18 protein-coding genes are annotated in these 20271 nt (G+C 41.9%); 6 read left to right on the top strand and 12 right to left on the bottom strand.

The window, feature by feature from the left end:
• The first annotated feature begins 136 nt into the window (after positions 1 to 136).
• Entirely contained in the window at positions 137 to 862 is a 726-nt protein-coding gene (locus FJU10_RS13655; RefSeq protein WP_223273075.1) for a SagB/ThcOx family dehydrogenase, read from the top strand.
• Between the two features lie 164 nt (positions 863 to 1026).
• Here the strand turns inward: FJU10_RS13655 and FJU10_RS13650 are convergent, their stop codons facing one another.
• On the bottom strand, positions 1027 to 1464 hold the full coding sequence (locus FJU10_RS13650; protein ID WP_140966171.1) for a MerR family transcriptional regulator: 438 nt from the start codon (positions 1462 to 1464) through the stop codon (positions 1027 to 1029).
• A 165-nt stretch (positions 1465 to 1629) separates the two neighbouring features.
• Between FJU10_RS13650 and FJU10_RS13645 the strand changes: the two genes are divergently transcribed.
• Positions 1630 to 2370 carry an SDR family oxidoreductase gene (locus FJU10_RS13645; protein ID WP_008380252.1) on the top strand — a complete coding sequence of 247 codons (741 nt, stop codon included), beginning with the start codon at positions 1630 to 1632 and terminating at the stop codon, positions 2368 to 2370.
• A 363-nt stretch (positions 2371 to 2733) separates the two neighbouring features.
• Positions 2734 to 2940, top strand: a complete 207-nt coding sequence (locus FJU10_RS13640) for a hypothetical protein (RefSeq protein WP_016620287.1) — start codon at positions 2734 to 2736, stop codon at positions 2938 to 2940.
• A 92-nt stretch (positions 2941 to 3032) separates the two neighbouring features.
• Here FJU10_RS13640 and FJU10_RS13635 read toward each other — a convergent pair whose 3' ends face one another.
• From FJU10_RS13635 to FJU10_RS13605, 7 genes are all read right to left on the bottom strand, one after another.
• Positions 3033 to 4499 (bottom strand): glycoside hydrolase family 1 protein, encoded by a 1467-nt coding sequence (locus FJU10_RS13635; RefSeq protein ID WP_140966170.1) that lies wholly within the window; start codon positions 4497 to 4499, stop codon positions 3033 to 3035.
• An 18-nt stretch (positions 4500 to 4517) separates the two neighbouring features.
• Positions 4518 to 6386: a beta-glucoside-specific PTS transporter subunit IIABC gene (locus tag FJU10_RS13630; protein ID WP_140966169.1), complete on the bottom strand. Its 1869-nt coding sequence runs from the start codon at positions 6384 to 6386 to the stop codon at positions 4518 to 4520.
• Between the two features lie 5 nt (positions 6387 to 6391).
• A complete protein-coding gene (locus tag FJU10_RS13625; RefSeq protein WP_042890884.1) occupies positions 6392 to 7234 on the bottom strand; it encodes a PRD domain-containing protein in 843 nt (280 codons plus the stop codon).
• A gap of 306 nt (positions 7235 to 7540) precedes the next feature.
• Positions 7541 to 7801, bottom strand: coding sequence for a metal-sensitive transcriptional regulator (locus FJU10_RS13620; RefSeq protein ID WP_005230585.1), 261 nt, complete (start codon positions 7799 to 7801; stop codon positions 7541 to 7543).
• Positions 7798 to 8097 (bottom strand): rhodanese-like domain-containing protein, encoded by a 300-nt coding sequence (locus FJU10_RS13615; RefSeq protein WP_086332748.1) that lies wholly within the window; start codon positions 8095 to 8097, stop codon positions 7798 to 7800. The genes FJU10_RS13620 and FJU10_RS13615 overlap by 4 nt, the downstream gene beginning before the upstream one ends.
• Positions 8090 to 9748, bottom strand: coding sequence for an FAD-dependent oxidoreductase (locus FJU10_RS13610; protein ID WP_086332749.1), 1659 nt, complete (start codon positions 9746 to 9748; stop codon positions 8090 to 8092). Before FJU10_RS13610 ends, FJU10_RS13615 begins: the two co-directional genes overlap by 8 nt.
• Before the next feature lie 2 nt (positions 9749 to 9750).
• Entirely contained in the window at positions 9751 to 10065 is a 315-nt protein-coding gene (locus tag FJU10_RS13605; protein WP_086316654.1) for a rhodanese-like domain-containing protein, read from the bottom strand.
• 424 nt (positions 10066 to 10489) lie between these two features.
• On the opposite strand from FJU10_RS13605, the gene FJU10_RS13600 reads away from it, so the two are divergent.
• Positions 10490 to 10963: a DUF3955 domain-containing protein gene (locus FJU10_RS13600; protein WP_051154613.1), complete on the top strand. Its 474-nt coding sequence runs from the start codon at positions 10490 to 10492 to the stop codon at positions 10961 to 10963.
• A gap of 61 nt (positions 10964 to 11024) precedes the next feature.
• Here the strand turns inward: FJU10_RS13600 and cls are convergent, their stop codons facing one another.
• Positions 11025 to 12554 (bottom strand): cardiolipin synthase, encoded by a 1530-nt coding sequence (gene cls / locus FJU10_RS13595; protein ID WP_005233225.1) that lies wholly within the window; start codon positions 12552 to 12554, stop codon positions 11025 to 11027.
• 353 nt (positions 12555 to 12907) lie between these two features.
• Here cls and FJU10_RS13590 point away from each other — a divergent pair, with 353 nt between their 5' ends.
• Both FJU10_RS13590 and FJU10_RS13585 read left to right on the top strand, forming a co-directional pair.
• A complete protein-coding gene (locus FJU10_RS13590; protein WP_140966168.1) occupies positions 12908 to 14329 on the top strand; it encodes a cryptochrome/photolyase family protein in 1422 nt (473 codons plus the stop codon).
• 419 nt (positions 14330 to 14748) lie between these two features.
• Positions 14749 to 15138 carry a YxeA family protein gene (locus tag FJU10_RS13585; RefSeq protein WP_034871925.1) on the top strand — a complete coding sequence of 130 codons (390 nt, stop codon included), beginning with the start codon at positions 14749 to 14751 and terminating at the stop codon, positions 15136 to 15138.
• 296 nt (positions 15139 to 15434) lie between these two features.
• On the opposite strand, the gene FJU10_RS13580 is transcribed toward FJU10_RS13585, so the two are convergent.
• From FJU10_RS13580 to FJU10_RS13570, 3 genes are all read right to left on the bottom strand, one after another.
• Positions 15435 to 16883, bottom strand: coding sequence for a helix-turn-helix domain-containing protein (locus FJU10_RS13580; protein WP_140966167.1), 1449 nt, complete (start codon positions 16881 to 16883; stop codon positions 15435 to 15437).
• 536 nt (positions 16884 to 17419) lie between these two features.
• Positions 17420 to 18814: a glutamate decarboxylase gene (locus FJU10_RS13575; protein WP_005233215.1), complete on the bottom strand. Its 1395-nt coding sequence runs from the start codon at positions 18812 to 18814 to the stop codon at positions 17420 to 17422.
• A gap of 29 nt (positions 18815 to 18843) precedes the next feature.
• Positions 18844 to 20253 (bottom strand): amino acid permease, encoded by a 1410-nt coding sequence (locus tag FJU10_RS13570; protein WP_005230559.1) that lies wholly within the window; start codon positions 20251 to 20253, stop codon positions 18844 to 18846.
• Positions 20254 to 20271: the final 18 nt, after the last annotated feature.

Below are 20271 nucleotides of genomic sequence, written 5' to 3'. Positions count from 1 at the left end.
GCACAATCAGCCTATGATACGACTGAGAGACTGCTTACCTCCCTAATTATCTACTTGTGAATAAAAGCGCATGGAAAAGCAATCCTTGTTATACTTATAAATAACACGAAGTCCATAGTAAAAAGGAGGAATCCTCATGACCCGTTACAAACGATTTCGCTTTGTTCATTTAGGCTCTTTTTTGGTGTTGGGCTTACTCCTCACTGGCTGCAGTGCGGATACGGCACCAATTGAAGAACAACCGACTACTGACACGGTCACTCCTTTTGAACCAGCGGTTTCCTATGAAACTTTTCCATTGCCGCAACCGATCTTAGATGGGGAAACCAGTGTGGCGGAAGCTCTCTTCAATCGGCGCTCGCAACGGGATTTTCAAGACACCGAGCTAACACAAGAACAGCTGGCACAGCTTTTATGGGCCGCTGCCGGTGTCACTACAGAAGATGGTCGCCGGACAGCGCCTTCGGCTGGTGCCTTGTATCCCTTAGACCTCTATGTCGTGGTTACACAGGTAACGGGGCTTGAGCCAGGGCTTTATCTGTATCAACCTGAGCAACATGCCTTAGAAAAAATCCTTGCTGGTGATTTTCGGACCGTATTGGCGGAAGGTTCGTTGGATCAGCAAGCGATCCAACAGGCACCTGCCACATTGCTTTATACAGTGGTTTATGAACGACTGATTGAGCGCTATGGGGACCGAGGAATCGAACGCTATGCCTATATCGAAGTCGGTCATTCCGCCCAAAACGTCCTTTTACAAGCCCAAGCGTTAGGCTTAGGCGCTGTGCCGATCGCGCCTTCACGGATCATGAACTCAAAGAATTATTACAACTGCCGACGGAAAATGAACCCCGCTATTTGATTCCAGTGGGGGTTATTGAGTAGCGCTACTGAATAACAGAGCCCATTTTCGTAGGATTGTCAGTCTTTCATTAGAAAACGGCAACTGGCAAGGTTGATTTTCCCAGCAAAACCAGTAGAATCGAAAAACCACCTGCAAAAACAGCAGGTGGTTTTTCGATGGACTTACAGTTTGTATGCTCGGACTTCTTCTGGTATTTCTTCTAGCGGTAGCTCTTTTACTACCGCTTCGGTACCTGCTGCCATCGCTGTATCGTAGTACCAGCATTTGTATTTGATCGTATTCATCGTTTCTTGCAAGGCTGCCATTTGCTTGGTGACTTCTTCCAAACGTTCATGAAACAGCTGCTGCCGTTTCTGCAAAGACGCATCGCCTTCTTCGCCCCAATCCAAGAAAATCTTGATGTCTTTGATGGGCATGCCGGTATTCTTCAAACAATCGATCACTCTGATCGTCGCCACTTCTTTTTCTGAAAACACCCGAATGCCGCCATTGCTACGGGCCATATTGGGAAACATTCCTTCTCGATCGTAGTAACGTAGTGTCGAGATAGGGATGTTAGTCGTTTTTGATACTTCACCAATCGAGTAACTCACTTGCATCGCTCCTAAAAAAAATTTTGTTTATCGCTTGACCTAAACCTAACTTCAGGTTCTACAATAAAAATACACCGCAAGCACTGTACTGTCAATCACCCGTCATCTCGCAGGTTTGGGTTTGGCAGTAGCAGGATTCGATGAAAAAATCATTCACTGGAGGAAAGACAAATGACAGAAATCAAAGAAAAAGTTATCGTAATTATGGGAGCCTCTTCAGGAATTGGGGAAGCAACCGCCGTTAAGCTAGCCGAACAAGGGGCAAAAGTAGTAATCGCCGCCCGCCGCGAAGAGCGCATTAAAGCACTGGCTGAAAAACTAGGAGAAAATGTTTTGTATCAAACAGCCGATGTCACGAATCGCGAACAAGTCCAACAAGTCATTGATTTAGCCATGACCTCCTTTGGTCGAATTGATGTCCTTTTCAATAATGCTGGCATCATGCCTCAAGGAAACTTGGCAGAGTTGAACTATGACAGCTGGCAAAAAATGCTGGATATCAATATCATGGGGGTATTGAACGGGATCGGCGCTGTGCTGCCCATCATGCAAAAACAACAAGACGGCTTAATCATCGCCACTGACTCAGTTGCTGGACATGTCATTTACCCGGGATCTGCTGTGTACAACGGGACAAAGTTTGCGGTTCGTGCAATCATGGAAGGCTTGCGCCAAGAAGAACGTGAACATGGCATTCGCTCCACCATCGTCTCTCCGGGAATGGTCTCCACGGAATTGTTTGAAACCGTAGGTAATGCTCAACTAGAAGCAGCCTTGAAAGAAACCTCTCGCGTAGAAGGCAACAGCCTAACGCCAGAAGATGTAGCAAATGCAGTGGTTTATGCCATTCAACAGCCCAAACATGTGGCGATCAGCGAAGTCTTGCTGCGCCCAGCAAAACAAACCGTTTAAGCTATTTCTACTAGCCCGCGAAACCTGCTATCCGCCTGAGGCGATCGCAGGTTTTTTTGTCGTCAAATCCCGCCGTTCCCCTAGGAAAAATTACTTGTTTTTCTTGTAACACCCACTTGTCCGAGTAATGTAAACCAATCGTTGCTTTATGTAAACGACTAGGTTCTGTTACTACGGGGGAAATTTTTTTATACTTAGTACAAAGCTTCCGTATAAAACGACCAATCAGAAACGAACCTACCGTATTTCTCTTATTTATGAATAGCCGAGCATGATTGATATCCCGCCTTCACCGTTGACTTGCAAGTATTATTAGCTGTCCTCTTTTAGTACTTGCTTTTTATATAAGAATGGAGTGAGTGTATGAATGTGAAACAGCTGCTCGTCATTGCCGAGCAACGAAGAAACATCACGAATCAGAAATTGACCTATGCAGAAAACTTCTTGGCGGCCGGCTACTCCGCTGCCGAATTGCTGGCAGACGAAACCTTTCTTGAATTAGAGCGAAGGGAAACCCAACTGATTGCAGAACGCAACGCTATCTTTTACGAAGAAGTCACCCAAAATTAATCCCCCATTCCCCGATCCAATTCCGGGTGACAAAAAGCGAAGGCCCAGTTGGGCCTTCGCTTTTTCTGTAAAAAAATGAATTTTCGATTATCTTAATTAATTCCTTCACCATTTGATTGAATCACTTTTTTGTACCAATAAAAGGACTTTTTCTTATAGCGAGCCAACGAGCCAGTCCCATTGTCGTGCTTGTCTACATAAATAAACCCATAGCGTTTTGCCATTTGTCCAGTTCCTGCTGAAACAAGGTCGATGGGCCCCCAAGAAGTATATCCGATAAGATCGACGCCATCTGCAATAGCATCAGCCATTGCCTTAATATGTCTTCGTAAATAGTCGATACGATAATCATCCTCGACTGTATATTCACCATTTTTTTCAATGAGGGTATCTATTGCACCTAACCCATTTTCGACCACCATCAAGGGAATTTCATAGCGTTCATAAATTTGATTTAACGCGATGCGCAATCCTAATGGATCGATTTCCCAGCCCCATTCACTCGCTGTAAGATGCGGATTTTTAACTCCATTGAAAAAATTCCCCGTTTGCTTTTCGGCTTGATCATTTACTTTAGTCACAGTAGAAGATTGGTAGTAAGAAAACGTATAGAAATCAACAGTGCCCTCTTTCAGTACTTCTAAATCTCCTGCTTCGATAGTAAGATCGATCCCTCTATCTTGCCAAAACTTTTTAGCAAAATATGGATAGCGACCTTTCACTTGAACATCACCACAGTAAAAATTACTGATATTAGTCATCTCTTGTGCGAAACGAATATCCTCTGGATGAGAAGACAACGGATAAATCATTCGATAGGCAATCATACAGCCCATGTGCAAATTTTTGTGTAGACTTTTTGCGTACTTGATCACTCGGGCACTTGCAACGAATTGGTGGTGGAGCGCCTGAAACCGCTGCTTGCTGTTATCGATATTTTTAGTATTCAAAAAATCATCAATATCCTTTGGATACATTCCTCCTCCTAAATACGTACCCACCCCTACATCTCTGGATAAAATATTGATTTCATTGAACGTCAGCCAATATCTCACATCATCTTGATAGCGATCAATGACCGTCTTGGCGAATCTTTCATACGCTTCAATCATTTCTCTGCTTTCCCAGCCATTAAACTGCTTTGTCATTTCTATCGGTGATTCATAATGAGACAATGAGACCATCGGCTCTATCTCGTATTTCTTTAATTCTGCGATCAAATCGTCGTAAAACTTTAACCCTTCTTCATTTGGTACTTTCTCTAAACCGGTCGGAAAAATACGAGTCCATGCGATAGAAAAGCGATACAGCTTAAATCCCATCTCTGCAAATAAAGCAATATCCTCTTTGTATCGATGAAAATGATCAATCGCCTCATGACTTGGATAAAAAGCACCTTCTTCAATTTCTGTGGTGATTCGCCGAGGCGTTTTCACATCGCCTCCCAGAAGCAGATCACTAATTGACATTCCTTTGCCGTTCGCTTGATACGCTCCTTCTAATTGATTAGCAGCTGTCGCCCCACCCCAATAAAATCCATCTGGAAATTTTGCTTTCATTTTTTCCCCTTCTTTCTTCTAAATAATTGTTACTAATTTATTCGAGTAATCAATCAATTCATCGTGCTCAAAAAATACCGGTTCATTCTGATTGTTCATAAAAATCAAAACAGAAGTTGGATCGTAGCCTTTAGACTTGATAAAATCAATATCAACACGGGCTAGCAAATCACCCGCCTTTACTCGCTGACCTTCCTCAATAAAAAGTTCAAATCCCTCTCCATCCAGTTTCACTGTATCTAATCCAATATGCAGTAACATTTCTAATCCATTATCATGCCGCAACCCGATGGCATGTTTTGTTGGAAAGACAGTTGTTATCGTGCCTTCAATCGGTGAATGGAATTCTCCCGACACAGGATCGATCGCTAGCCCTGGACCCATTTGTTCGGTGGCAAAAACCTCATCAGCTACTTCACTCAACGGCAAAACGCTGCCGCGGACAAAGCCTTGAATCAATGCTTCTTCAGCCGCTGTCCGTTTTTCTAAAACAATCGGTGAAGGCTTCTCCAACTTTTTCATATCTTCTTCAATACTCTCTTCAAAACCAAAAATGACTGTCAAAACAAATGATATCGAAAAAGCTAACGCCAATGTTATGGCTGCTTTTACAATATTAGAGGCATCCTCTCCGAAAAATACCGGCAAGGTCAAAAGCCCTGGCGATCCGAATGAATAGCGGACTAGTCCGCTGATACCCGCATAAAAACCAGCAATTCCACCTGAGATCATCACATAAATCAGTGGTTTTTTCAGTTTCAAGTTAACCCCGTACAGCGCAGGTTCCGTGATACCAGACAGCGCCGTGATGCCGCTGGAAAAAGCAATTTGTTTCATCTGTTTGTCTTTGGTTTTAACAAATACCCCAAAGGCGGCACCCGCTTGCGAAATGTTGCTTGCTAACATACCTGGTCCTTGGACGATTTCAAAGCCTACGGTTGAAAAGGAGACTTGCGCAATCGGAGTCAAAGTCGTGTGCATACCAACCATTACTAATAAAGGCGTGAAGATGCCCATCAGTGTCGGCACGAGCCATGGAACAGTCACTCGCAGATAATCCACAACAAAGAACAATCCATCTCCAAAAATCGCGCCGATGGGTCCTAAGATCATCAGTGCGAGCGGAGCCATGATGATCACGATAAAAAGCGGCTTCAACATGGTTTTTAAAACACTTGGAATGATCTTTTCAGATAAACGATCAACATAACTCATAACCCAGACGATCAAGATGATTGGGATAACCGTTCCTGAATAAGCGGCTTCACGTATCGGAAGCCCAAACAGCTGCATAGAAACATCCGAGGCAACCAGACTCTGAAATGTTGGATGTAATAAGACACCTGTGATCCCCAATGCTAAATAAAGATTGGTTTTAAATTGCCGTGCCGCACTGGCCGCAATTAAAAAAGGCAAAAAGTAAAAGGCGGCGTCTCCAATCATATTGATGATTTGATAATTTAAACTTTCTCTACTCAATCCCAAAAGGACCAGTAAAGCTAAAACCGCCCGAATTAAACCAAATCCGATCAATGCTGTAATGATTGGCGCCATTACACCAACAATGTTTTCGACGATTCGTTTCACAAGTCCGTTTTTAGGTGTATCTGCAGCTTCATCACTGTTTTTTTCCGTGATTTTATACTGATTGATTACAGTCGAATAGTAATTTCCTACTTCTCCGCCAATCACAAATTGTACTTCATCTCCAGTCAATTTGGTCCCTAGTACTCCTGGAATTTCCTTCGCCTGTGCTTGATTGAATTGCGTGGTATCTTTTAACTGGAAGCGAAGGCGAGTTGCACAATGATAGACCGCGTTAATATTTTTCTCTCCACCGATCGATTGAATGATTTTGTCTACTGATTCTTTCTTTTTATCAACCATTTGGTTCACTCCTCATTTTGTGATAGTAATAGTCTATTAATATGAATAGCTAAATATGCAATTTCTTCTTCAGTGATTGGTTTCTCATAGATTTCTTCTAAAGTCCGTTTTATTCGCTGACTATAGGCCATCGGTTCTTGATACAGCGTAGAGACTGTCTTTATTAAAACTGCATCATTGTTTAACATCGTGTTCGTTAAATAGCGTTCTGCAAAAAATTTGGCATGTGTAACCAGACGCTCATAGTGCAGACTGTGGCTATCCAATTTTTTCTTCACCAACATTTGTACAGACTTTAAAATATTTGTCACGATTTTTGTGATTTGGATAGCATTGGCATGAATTGCTGAGCGACTATTTCCGTTAATGATATGGAAAGTAATGTTCGCTGCTTCTTGTTCATTCAAAGAAACACCAAGTGCTTTTTCAATAATGGCAACACCTTTTTGAGCAGCCTGAAATTCTTCAGGATAAAATCGTTTGAACTCCCAATACATTGAAGAAGTCATAATGACATTGTCTCTGATCCTCTCGACAGTAAAATAAATATGATCGGTCAGTGAAAAGAGTGTATTAGCAGATAACTCCGTATCTAGATATTTCTCCGCTTCTTGGATGACTTCATACGCTAGCTCGATATACTTTACAGGTACATTGTTCATAAAAGTGATCAAGGACTCCATTCGATTATCTTCAATCGGAAGATAAAATTTAGAGATTTTCTCTTCCGAAATCAATTGACCTTTCTTTTGCTGATAACCGATACCCTTGCCAAAAGCAATAACATCTTTGTTGTCTTTCTCAACAATAATAACGTTTACATTCAAAACCTTCTTAATCAAATACATGTATTCTTCTCCTTCCTCCTTTCTGAGCGTAAAAAAAGGCATAATAAAATCAAATCTGCGAACCTTCGCAAAATTGATTTTATTATGCCTTGCCTGCCGTACAGTCACATACACATAAAAAAAATCACTATTTATTTCTTAAATTAATCATAGCATCCAAAAAAAGAAAACGCAATCATTTTTTTATGTACAAAAAACCGCAAAATAGGTATTTCCCTTCTTTTGCGGTCAGCTTCGAATCTTACATCTAGATGACAAACAGACTCTTTCAAACAAAACTAAGTCGTAACACTGTCAAAAATCCCGCTATTTCTTCACGATCAGCTGAACGGCTTGATCGATTTTCTGCTTTTGGGTTTCCGTGTCGCTGTCTGGATTTTCCAAACAATTTTTCAAATTCTCAGCGACAATGATCCCCATAATACGGTTGACGCTGGAACTGACGGCGGACAATTGCGTGATGACATCGACGCATTCTTTCTCGTCTTCGATCATTTTTTGAATCCCCCGCAACTGGCCTTCGGTTCGTTTTAACCGATTCAAAATATCTTTGTTGCATGCGGTCATCGTTTGATTTCTCCTCTCCATGCTGACATGCCGCCGAGGACATTGGTCACTTGAAACCCTTGCTGGTTCAAAAACTCAGACGCCATTTGCGAACGAGCCCCTGAATGACAGATGACATAGTAATTTTTATCCTTCTTTAAGTTGCTGATTTGTTCCGTAAGCTCGCTCAACGGTAGGTTTTGTGCTGTTTTGATGTGTCCTTGTGCAAACTCATCAACTTCTCTGACATCAAGGATCTCAAGCGCCTCACGTTTTTCTTTTTGGGTAAATTCCTCCATAGATATGGCTTTAATCATGAATAATCATCTCCGGCTTAATAGTATTATACAACGAAAAGGCACCATCGAGGTTTTGACAATTGATGCCCGCTTGTTTTAAGATGCGTTCGGCAATGTAGCTTCTCAATCCGCTATGACACGTAACAACATACGAAACACTTGGATCCAATTCAGACAACCGATCTCTCAATTCATCTAACGGAATGTGGAGCGCCTCTTGAAAACGCCCATTATTGGCTAATTCCATCTCTGAACGAACATCCAACAACTGCTTACCGTTTTCTAAGGCCTCCGTCAATTCGTGCCATTGGATATTCTCACTGATTCCTTCTGCCAGATTGATCGCTGCATAGCCAATCATATTCACTGGATCTTTCGCTGAGCCAAAAGGCGGCGCGTAGGTGAATTCCAGTTCAGGCAAGTCAAAGATCGTTAAGCCGCCTTTGATCGCTGTTGCCAAAATATCGATCCGTTTATCGACCCCTTTGGCACCGATGCCTTGCGCACCATAGATGTTTCCAGTGTCAGCATCAAAAATCAGCTTCAAATAAATATCCGTCGCATCAGGATAATACCCAGCATGGTCTTTGCCTGAAAGATGAACCACCTGAGGATTTAGCCCCGCCAGTTTGGCACTGCGCTCACTCAACCCAGTGGACGCTGCGGCAAGATCGAATACGCGCACGATCGCCGTCCCAATACTGCCTTTGTTTTTGCGAGTCAGTCCTCCCAATACATCAGCCACTTGCCGACCTTGGCGATTGGCTGGTGACGCCAAGGAGATCAGCGTGTCTTCGTTAGTGATTTGTTGTTTCACAACGATGGCATCTCCCACCGCGTAAATGTCTTTCTTGCTGGTTTGGTATTGCTCATCTACCAGGATACCCCCCCGGTGTCCTAATTGGATACCAGCACGTTTCGCCAAATCCGTTTCTGGTTGGACACCCACCGAAAGAATCGTGATGTCTGAAGCCAGAACCGTTCCATCCTCCAGAACGATTTCTTGCCCTGCTTTTTCAAAAGCGGTCGCTGACTGCGAGGTCAAAACATTGACCCCTTGCTTGATCAATTCATTTTTGACATACACCGCCATTTCTTCATCCAAAGGTGGCAATACGTGGGGTGCTTTTTCCACGATCGTTACTTGTAGGCCTTTTTTATGTAAATTTTCAGCGACTTCTAACCCAATAAACCCAGCGCCAATGATCGTCGCTTTTTGAGGCTTTTTGTCTTCAAGATGTGTCATGATTTGGTCTAAGTCAGGAACATTGCGCAAAGAAAAGGCGTTGGTTGCTTCTTCTAGCCCTTTGATCGCTGGTACTAGCGGTTTTGCCCCCGGTGATAAAATCAACGCATCATAAGATTCCGTGAAGACCTGTTCGCCATGTTTGACCGTGACCGTTTTCTCCTCCGGATCGATCGCCAGCACTTCATGAAGAGGCCGCACATCTAGGTTAAACCGTTTTTTTAATGCCTCAGGTGTTTGGACCAATAAGGCGTCTCGCTCTTCGATCTCACCAGAAATGGCATACGGCAGTCCACAATTCGCAAAAGAGACAAAAGGACCTTTTTCAAAAATAATGATCTCCGCTACTTCTTTAAGCCGACGTAAGCGCGTTGCTGCAGACATTCCTCCTGCTACCCCACCGACAATAACTATTTTTTCCATCGTTACTTTCCTCCTTTGGTTGTTCCCCGCCATTGATTCATGCCACCGCGAACATTGACCACATCAAACCCCTTTTTATTTAGGATTTTGGCTGCTTGTTTGCTTCGCATCCCTGATTGGCAAATGACTGCCAGTTTCTTGTCACCTTTTTTAGTGAAGCCCGCAATCTTGTTTAACGGTACATTTTTGGCGTAGGCAATGTGCCCGCTACGGTACTCCGCCGGCGTGCGAACATCCAGAACCGTCCATTCTTTGGCTCCTTCTTTTTGTAAATCTGCTGTTGACATACTTGGTATGCGTTTAAATAATGAAAACATTTCTTGCTCCTTTCTTATACCCCTCGGGGTATATTAAACAAGATGTTTCCCTATTTGTCAACTAAGTGATTTTCTTTAAGAAAAGAAACTTGCTGTTGCGTTGCTCCCCACTCGATAAACTGTCATGTATCGGACATGTACCAATCAAGCAAGAGAAAAAACGAGCCACATATTTCCTTCCCCTTAGCCTCAGTGCTATAATAAACAAAATGATATGCAGCAAAAATAACATGCTTCAAGGTCACTTTGTCACAGACGTTTTTCACGACCTCAGAATGAAAACGATGCTCCTCTCAAAAAAACAGCAGATAAAAAACGACGCAAGCACCACTTTCCCTTGATTTATCAAGAAGCAAGCCCTGCTTTCTTGGAAACAACGCGGGTTTCGACTATGCTTAAGTCACATCAGCGAAAGGAAAAAAAGATGGAATTTGGCGAAAAAATCAAAGAAGTACGCACAAGAAATAACTTGACCCAAGAACAATTTGCTACTCAACTACACGTGACAAGACAAGCCGTTTCGAACTGGGAAAACAATCGCAATCTACCAGATTTAGAAATGTTGATTGCCATCGCCACGATTTTTCAACTCTCGCTTGATGAATTGATTTTAGGAGGAACTCAAGTGAACAAGATCACTGAAAAACTAATCAAAGACGGCAGCGAGACTCGACGCGCCAAACTCAATTTGATCACGACCTTGATCGGAACATTTTTACTACTATTCGGCTTTGCCTGCTTCTTCATCAAAGCAAGCTCCGTGGAATACATCGATCAATCCGGCATTTTACATGAAAATTTCTATCTAATCCCCGTAGGATTTTTGTTCCTATTGGCTAGTTTCGTAGTATTTGCGGGAACCGGGATCAATTATTTTCGAGCTGCTAGTAGAAAATGACGCAAAAAAACTCGATTCCAGATGATGGAATCGAGTTTTTTTCTCTGTTCACTATCTTCCTTCAAAGAATCGGAACAAACAAGCCACTGATTTTTTCTTTTGTTTTCGTCAAAAGGCTTCTGGCTTGCCATTCTTCTTTTTCTACTAATTTTGCATGAGCTAAGTCTTCCATAAATTGCTGATTTAACTCTGTGATTATTTTCGACGGCCCATAGATGAACATAGATAACTCATGGTTAAGGTAAAAACTACGAATATCAAAATTTGTTGACCCGATCGTTGCAGCAAACTCATCGACGATCATATATTTACAGTGAATAAAAGCAGTCTCATCATAGGTGTAGACTTCGACGCCGGCAGATAATAATTCATCAATAAACGAATTCGTGCCATGAAAAGAAATTCCTCGATCCCCTTTTCCCGGCACAATCAATTGCACGTTGATCCCACACCGTGCTGCTCTTCTAAGCGCACCTAAACTTTCTTCATCAGGAATAAAGTAAGGCATTGCGATCTTAATCGAATCCGTTGCCTTTCCAATGAGGTCATTAAAGGAATCCTTAATGATTCGCTCGCTATCATAGGGTCCACCGTAGATTACCTGAACGATTTCCGAACCGCTTTGAACGTCGGTCTTCAACGGAAAATACGTAGCTGTCTGTGTCAAAAAATGAGTGACCGTTTCTTCCGTTTCATCAAGAAAGAGCCAATCATAAATAAAGCACTCTTGTACTTCTAGAACAGCAGGTCCTTCTATCCGGATGTTTGTGTCTCGCCAATAAGAAAACTTACTGCCTCGCCCACTATATTCATTTCCAATATTCATGCCTCCTGTATGTGCAATCTCACCATCAATAACGACCATTTTACGGTGATTGCGCCAGTTCGCTTTATTACTTAGCCAAGGCGAGTTCAACAAATCATACGTGCGTACCTCTACCCCATTCTTTCGCATCAATAATAATAATTGATTAGGAAAGGCGATCGACCCCACGCTATCGTACATAAACCGAACTTCCACCCCTTGTTTGGCCTTTTCGACCAGAACATTTGTCAGCTCCTCCCCTGTTTCATCCCCTTTAACGATATAAAAAAACACATGCACATGATGCTTGGCTTTCTTGATATCTTCTAGCAAAGAAGCGAACGCCTCAGCGCCTTCATTTAATACAGTCAGATGATTATTGATTGTGGGATATTTGCCTGAAAGATGAAAAATCTCAGTGGAGAGATCATGTTTCCCATGAATGACCTCTGAATGTTCTTGCAAAATAGCCGAAACCGTTCGCTGCACTTCCCGTTCATTTTGTATCTGCTGTTTGGGCAACTTCCTTAATCGAGGTTCACGACCAATTAAATAATACAACATGACTCCTACAATCGGTAAAAACAATAAAGCTAAGATCCAAGCAATCTTCGAAGTTCCATCCCTTTGATCAAAAACCACTAAGTAGCCACAAAGAAGAATCGCCAAAATTTCAATGGCCTGCCAAGCATAAATCATCTGATTTAAAAAGAGAATTAATCCAACCGTCACAAGTATCAGTAAAAGCGTTAAAATTTTGTATTGCTGTAATTTGTTTTTGATCATCCTTCACTCCATCCAAATATGCGCTTATTAATAAACGCTAAAGTAAAAAGCCTCACTATATACTATGATTATATACGTTCTCGTTACGCAAATGTAACTCATTTCATCCCCTACTACTCATTTTTTACCTATTATTTATTAAGAAGAGACGATTTGTAGAAACGAAACGGTAAATGACAAGCGCCTATTCAAATCGGTGCACCAATTAAAACAAACCCTGTAAGCATCCCTCGACTTGTTGCAACAGCAATTTTCTTTACGCAATCGCCAAATTTGAATAAATCCCATCTTTCCATTACTATAAACGAAATCCGATCGTTTTTTTGCACGGTTATACTATCAAGGAGGTTGTTATGGCAATTCATGTGATGTGGTTTAGAAAGGATCTGCGCTTAGAGGACAACACGGCACTTACTGAGGCGCTTTTGTCTCTTCAAGCAAACGACCAATTGTTGTGTGTGTTTCATCTCAATGAAAAGCAGTTTCTCCCCGATGCACCAAGCCATGATTACTTTTTTAGCGCGGTTGCTCACTTTATCGAGGCTGCCAAAAAGCAAAATCTGACGATCCACCTCTTGACGGGAACGTTGACAGAAGCCTTTGATCAGTTGTTCGCTTGCTATCCAGAATGGAGCCAGCTTTACTTCAACTTTGATAACCGTGGATATGGTCGTAAACGCGACCTCTACATAAAAGAATTGGTCGAGAAAAAAGGCGTCACTGTCCATTCCTTTGAAGAACATCATCTACACCAACCAACGGAAGTCACCAAAGAGGACGGGACGTATTACAAAAAATTTACGCCCTATTATAAGAAATGGATCCAACTGCCCAAACCGGTGTATCAAAAGCAGGCCCTTGATTTTGAAAAAGCCGCTCATTTTAATGATGCACCTCACTTCAAAGCAGGGACAGCGCTGCTTGCTGAGGTGCTAAACAATAGAAAGACCGATTTTTCAACGATCGTTGGGGAAGACTATGCGCATAAACAATTGCAGGCCTTTGTGCAAAAGCGTTTGGCTGCCTATGAAAAAGACCGAGATCTCCCTTCAATCAAAGGAACCAGCCGCCTGTCCCCTTTCTTGTCTTTTGGACAAATCTCTATTCGGAAGGTTTGGGCCGCTTGCCAAGGAATGCCACCCAGCACTGGCAAAGCGACCTTTTTAAAAGAACTGGCTTGGCGAGATTTTTATCATATGATCTACTTCACTCATCCGGAGCAAAAAAACTATGAACTCATTGAGAAATATCGAAACATGGATTGGCAAAAGGATGAAGAGGCCTTTAACAAATGGCAAGCAGGACAAACCGGCTATCCGATTATTGATGCCGCGATGCGGCAGCTGAATCAAACCGGTTGGATGCATAACCGTCTACGGATGATCGTCGCTTCCTTTCTAACCAAAGATCTATTGATCGATTGGCGGCAAGGAGAAGCCTATTTTGCTCGACAATTGATCGACTACGACGCTGCCAGCAATATCGGCGGCTGGCAGTGGGCAGCTTCGACCGGCACCGATGCCGTTCCTTACTTTCGAATTTTCAACCCCATCACTCAGGGGAAAAAATTCGACAAAGAGGGGACGTTTATCAAACAATTTGTTCCCGAACTCGCCCAGTTGCCGCTAAAATTCATCCACGAACCTTACCTGATGACTGACGAAGAACAAGCCGACCTAAAGGTAGTTTTAGGCACCAACTATCCGTTGCCTATAGTTGATCACAACGAAGCCAGAAAAAGAGCCCTCGATTTGTATAGTAAAATCGAGCCGTAAGCAGCTGTCATGGCCTGCTCTCAAACATTTTCGGTAGAAAAAACCAGCAAAGACGGGCTCTTACAGAGCGTCTTTGCTGGTTTTTTATTAAACTGGTGCGCCGTTTTTCACCTTTCTATAGTGAAAAAACAAACGGCTCACCTCATCAAGTAGTCAGTTGTTGTGCGTACAAAAAAGGTCATACTACTTGCTATGTTTTTTTATTAAGGTCTTGTCGCCTGATTCCGCACTTATTTCTAGTCACTCTAAGCAACAATACCCTGACGATTTATAGATAGAACCCTTTATTAGCGGCGTTCCCCACTTTTCCACGACTGGCTAGTAACATTTCTCCTTGCAAAACTGTTCGTCTGATGAAAGGTCATCTATAGAACCATTCTGTTATAATAGCTCCATATTTGAGGATAAGGATGGTTTATATGAAAAAAATAATCGGATTCGTCTTAGTCGTACTTTTAGGGTTTGCCGGATACAAAGGCTATGAATATTATCAATCCACCTACTCAGGACAAACAGCTTACGCGTATGTCCCATCTGAGATTCCCCCTAAGGTAGAACATGAAAGTAAAAGTGGCATCGGCGACCAGTCGCCTTGGTATTCTTACGATTACACGTTAAACTTTGTAAAAGAAGATGGCAGCACACAAACACTCGAGGTTTCATTATCAGAAGATAACGCAAAACCCTTAACCCCAAATTCTTATGTAAAAGCGGTGATCAGTGAAAAGCGCACAATAAAAGGCCCGAATAGCGTTGAAAAAGATGCAATTCCCAAAAAGGTTCTAGAAAAATTAGAAAATCAGAACTAACGATTGCAGACTCACATCATTATGTGGGTCTTTTTTTTACATCCTTCCAAAACCAGCATTTTGAATCCCTTCTGTTATTTTCACGCTTGATGTCTTCTGCTCTGTTGCGATACGTTATACAAGGATACTGGACACATTATCTAGCAGAAAGCTGCTTGACTGATCCCTGTTTTCATTCCGTCATCAATGATAAGAGCAATTCAAGCGCCTTTTCCTTTCCCTACTTCGCAGATAATTGAAAAAGCAGCGAATCACCTATCCGTTGACTCGCTGCTTTTTAACTAACAAGTGATGGCTCACACCACAAAAGAATGATACTTAGAATAAGCAATTTGATCGACGATCGCAGAAACCTGATTGACGTCTAAATCGGCACCAATGGCGGTCACTTGATAAAATTGGTCATAATTGTTCCCTAATTGGGGGAGATTGGCATTGGAAATCAACAAGTCAAACGTCTCGTCCGGAGTATAGGGTAAAACAACAACATTTTGCTTGCCTTTTAGTTCATTTTTTAACAAGTAAATCGAAGCATCCGCCAAAAGACTAGAGCACATATTTAAGACCCCGATCCGTACCCGATATTCTTCTTTAGGCGATAACATATAAATTAAAAAGACTAGGCGTTTCTTGAGATAGTTGAGTTTCGTGGGCGTAAACAAGTTGGTCGGTGCAATAATGTGTTCCAGAATGTCTGAGATCACTTGATCCCGCAAGGAATTGTGAAACATTTTGTGGTAATAATTTAGCGTGACTCGATCGATGGAATAATTCACTCCATGAAAGTAATAAACTTGTGCGATTAAGGAAAAGACATTGGCTTTGATATCGATCGTCGTATGCGAGGCATCAAGACGATAAATGGACTGGATTGCTGCCATGACTTCATCGGTGATCTCAAAGACGGGATTTTTATTAGTGTACAGTCCTAAGCGAAGTTCCTCGTAAGGAATCCCGCCCACCGTAATGAGGAAGAGACAGATAAAGAATGGCACGATCTTCGCTTCATCTACTGAGCAGATACATTTTTTAGAAGCATAGATCTGTCGAATAAAGTGACAGAGGGGCATCTCTTGGCAACGCTCGATTTTGGTTTGTTCTTCCGGACTTAAACTTCCCAAGGTCGTGTGAGACGTGACTTTTTTCATAATCACATACAACCAGATCTTCAGCTGCTTTTGTTGGGCAATCGATAAGGTTATTTTTTTCGCTAACTCCGCAACCAGGTCATCGATCAAAACAGAATCGATCGTTGTTGCACCCATTTTGAAAAAATTATAGTAAAAATAAATGCGTTGTGTCATCGTTCCAACTAGTTTTTTGTTTCTGATCTTTAATTCAAAATGCTGCAACAACTGATTGCACTCAGCAATCAACCGATTGAGGGTCCCCACACTTATGTTTAATTCATCAGCCAAGACGAAGGCATCATAGCCTGCATGTTGAAACAAATAATGGATGATTTGATATTTAGCAGATTTTTTCAATAGCGTGTCGGTCAAATCATCCAGTGAGACACTATCGGTTACTTGCAGTTCCAACGTATAACGATTGATGATAAATGAGACCTTCTCATTTTTTAGTTGCCGTTGAAGGCTCTCTGATAATTTCGTCAAGGTCGGCATCGTAATATTTAATTCCCGACACGCATCACTTTTTTTGATATGACCGGTCGATAAATACAAAAATTCGAGCAAGATATACTCTAATTTTAAGTCCTTATCCAGTAAGTCTTCTTTATACATGACTGTTTTTCCTCCAGTGTAAATCTATATTCATTCAGAATAGTTACAACCAATTTACAGAAAAAGATAGCAGTACGTTACTTATGAAACAAACAAGCGCAGTAAAAACAGGCCCTTTCTACACATACTTTTCCTTCACTTACTCCCCAACAAACCATGACTGACAAACAAAAACCCTCGATGCAAGACGAATTTCCCTAAGAATTCCCTCACGACAACGTTCTAAGATTTCCTTTTCGTTTATGTAAAACGTTCTTCTCTAAAAAAATATATTTAGACCATAATAATTAATACTATCACAAGTCAGAAATGTCAATAAATGAAATTATCAAGCACTGTTTTTTTACTTTCTCTTAAAAAACGACACTATCAAGTGCTTACCCGTTCTTACAAACAAAAAAATCAAAGGCAGTCGATGCAACCGCCTTTGATTTTTCTATAAACCAATGTTCATTCAGTCTTGCAAAAAACGTTTCATAAAGGGACTTTTTATTCATTGAAAAAAGCAATGAAAGGGTTTCTAGCGATACCGTTTCTTAATGTGAAAAGCCATAGGTTTGATCGGATGAAACATGACGGCTTGGTCGCTTGTTCAAGCGCTCGATTCCTTCTTTCATGTCTTGCACCAGATCCATTGCCATTTGCATACTTAAATCTGCCCGGCAGACAAAGCGTTGGATATTGATATGTGATAGATTATCAGGTAATGGATAGGTAGGGACTTGCCAGCCTTTCATCGCAAATTCATCCGTCAAATCATACAGATTCCAAGAAATATCGGCATCTTCTTTTAATTTGTAGCAGACGATCGGCAACCGTGAACCATCATTATAAATATCGAAGTAACCCATGTTTTCAATCTCTTTTGCTAAATATTGGGCAACATCGCTGGTCTTTTTGTGGATCAAGCGGTAGCCTTCAAACCCATTGCGGATAAAGGTGTAATATTGTCCGATGATTTGGCTGGCGCTTCTTGAAAAGTTGATGGCCATCGTTGGCATTTCACCGCCAAGATAACTTACTTTAAAGACCAACTCTTCTGGTAAGAAATCTTTTTCTTTCCAAAGCACCCAACCGATACCAGGGTAGACTAACCCATATTTATGTCCAGACGTACTGATGGAACGAACGTTTTTCAAACGGAAATCCCATTCAAGTTCTGGTTCCATAAATGGCGTGTACAATCCCCCACTAGCCGCATCCACGTGGATGTAGACTTTGTAGTCGGTGTGTTTGTTGTATTCCTCTAATTTCTTGTCTAGTGCTTTGATATCATCGTATCGTCCAGTGTAAGTGATTCCTAAAATACCAACGACCCCGATCGTATATTCATCTAAATAGTCCGTGACCTTTTCAACATTAATGCTGCCATGTTCTTCATCGATAGGGATCGTTCGCATTTCAATGTCCCAGTAGACACAGAATTTTTCCCAAACGACTTGATAGGCAGAAGAAATCACTAAGTTTGGTTTTTGTTTATTGATATCTAAGCCAAGTTTTTTTGCCCGATTGCGCCAAGCAAATTTTAAGGCCAATCCACCTAACATACACGCTTCACTTGAGCCTACCGTTGATGTACCGATAAAATCGGACGCTTCTGGGGCATGCCATAAATCAGCGATCATATTGACACAGCGGTTTTCAATTTCTGCTGTCCGTGGGTACTCGGTTTTATCGATGGCGTTTTTATCAAGGGTTTCACTCATAATTTTGACTGCTTCTGGTTCCATGTAGGTTTGACAGAACGTCGCCAAATTTTGTCTTGAGACCCCTTCATCGATCAATTGATCTTTGACTAATTCATAGGCATCCCGCGGTACCAAGGACTCTTTTGGTAATTTGTACATAGGGATCGCTTGATCCATTGCCTCATTCCCATAGATAGGCTCCAAATATTGGGCTTCTTTTCGATTTTTTTTACTAAATAACATGCAGCTCTCCTCCTCATAGGTTGTGCTTTTTATTTTTTATCGCTTGCTTTTTCACCTACATATTTATAGATGACAAACGGTATCACGACAATAATCAGCCAACTGATGATCAAGATGGCTAAATAGGTTCCGCCCTTTCCGGTGCCGATATCGCTCGGTGGAAAGAAGGAAATAAAGAAAGAAAAAATAGAAACAAGCAAACCAACCATCGCAACACCAATTTTCACATTTTTCCCACCAGGAATATGATACGTTCTTGTTAAGTCGTCTTTTTCTTTGACTAATTTAATATAGGAAAGAAACAAGAGGACATAAGCCACCAGATAGATGCAGACCGTCAACGCCATCGCAACGAAGAAGGATAGATTGGCGCCTCCACCGCCTAATGTCAAGACAACCGCCCAAATGGAAACAATGATGCCTTGTACCAAAACGATATTGATTGGGACATTGTGTTGATTGACTTTGGCCATTTGTTTTGGCAGCAAGCCATTTTCAGCTGCTTCAAGCATCGCAGTCGATGGGCCGACCACCCAAGCAGCAATTTCTGCAATGACACCTAAACAGATGACCACGGCAATCAAACGAACCAGCCATTCTCCGCCGCCAAAATGATGGATCAAATAAGAATAGGCTTGAATCACGCCAGTATCAAGAGACAATTGATTTTGGGGAATCGTGGCAGCCACCGTTGCCCCACCTAACGTATCCAAAAGAATCGTCGCTACGACTAAAATCAAAATAGCTTTCGGATAATTCTTTCCAGGATTATCCATGTCTTTTACGTGACTGGCAGAAGATTCAACCCCTGCATAGGCCAAAATAAAGGAAACAAAAACGACCAGCGTATTGATTTTCGTGAAATCAGGAATCCATGCACCTGATCCAAAAGAAACTTTGACGGGATTCCCTTGAGCAATGTAGACAATTCCTAAGATAAAAAGAATGATCCCTGTTGCGACGATCCCCACAAAGAACCCTACTTTGGCAATCTTCGCAGTATTTTTTGTTCCGCCAAATTGCGAGATCGTGATCAGCCAAAAGATCACTAAAGTGGCAATCAGCTTCAGCCAAACATTCGTATTAAGAGCCGGCCAATTTAGGGCATAGGAAAGCGCCCCGACAATAAAGTAAATCATCGTAATAAAGCCTACCGTGATTTGGAACCATTGGAAGAAAATGGCAGCAAAGCCCCATTTTCTCCCTAATGTTTTTGAGACCCAGGTATAGAGTCCCCCTTTTTCCCATCCCTTTACAGTAGCCATCTCCGCAGAGCAAAGGGCTACAGGGATAAACCAGAGGAAACCGCCGACGAGTAAATAAAAAACTAAATTCATCTTCGATGTCGCAAAGGTTGGATACTCATATACCGTCATCACCATTGAAGCAGTTATTGCAAAAAAACTCAACAATGATAGTTTTTTCTTGCTAGTATCCATTTTTTTTACCTCCTATCG

It is taken from the genome of Enterococcus sp. OL5 (genome assembly GCF_006491895.1).
GTDB classification, from domain to species: domain Bacteria; phylum Bacillota; class Bacilli; order Lactobacillales; family Enterococcaceae; genus Enterococcus_D; species Enterococcus_D innesii.
This window is presented reverse-complemented; position numbering and strand designations above follow the sequence as displayed.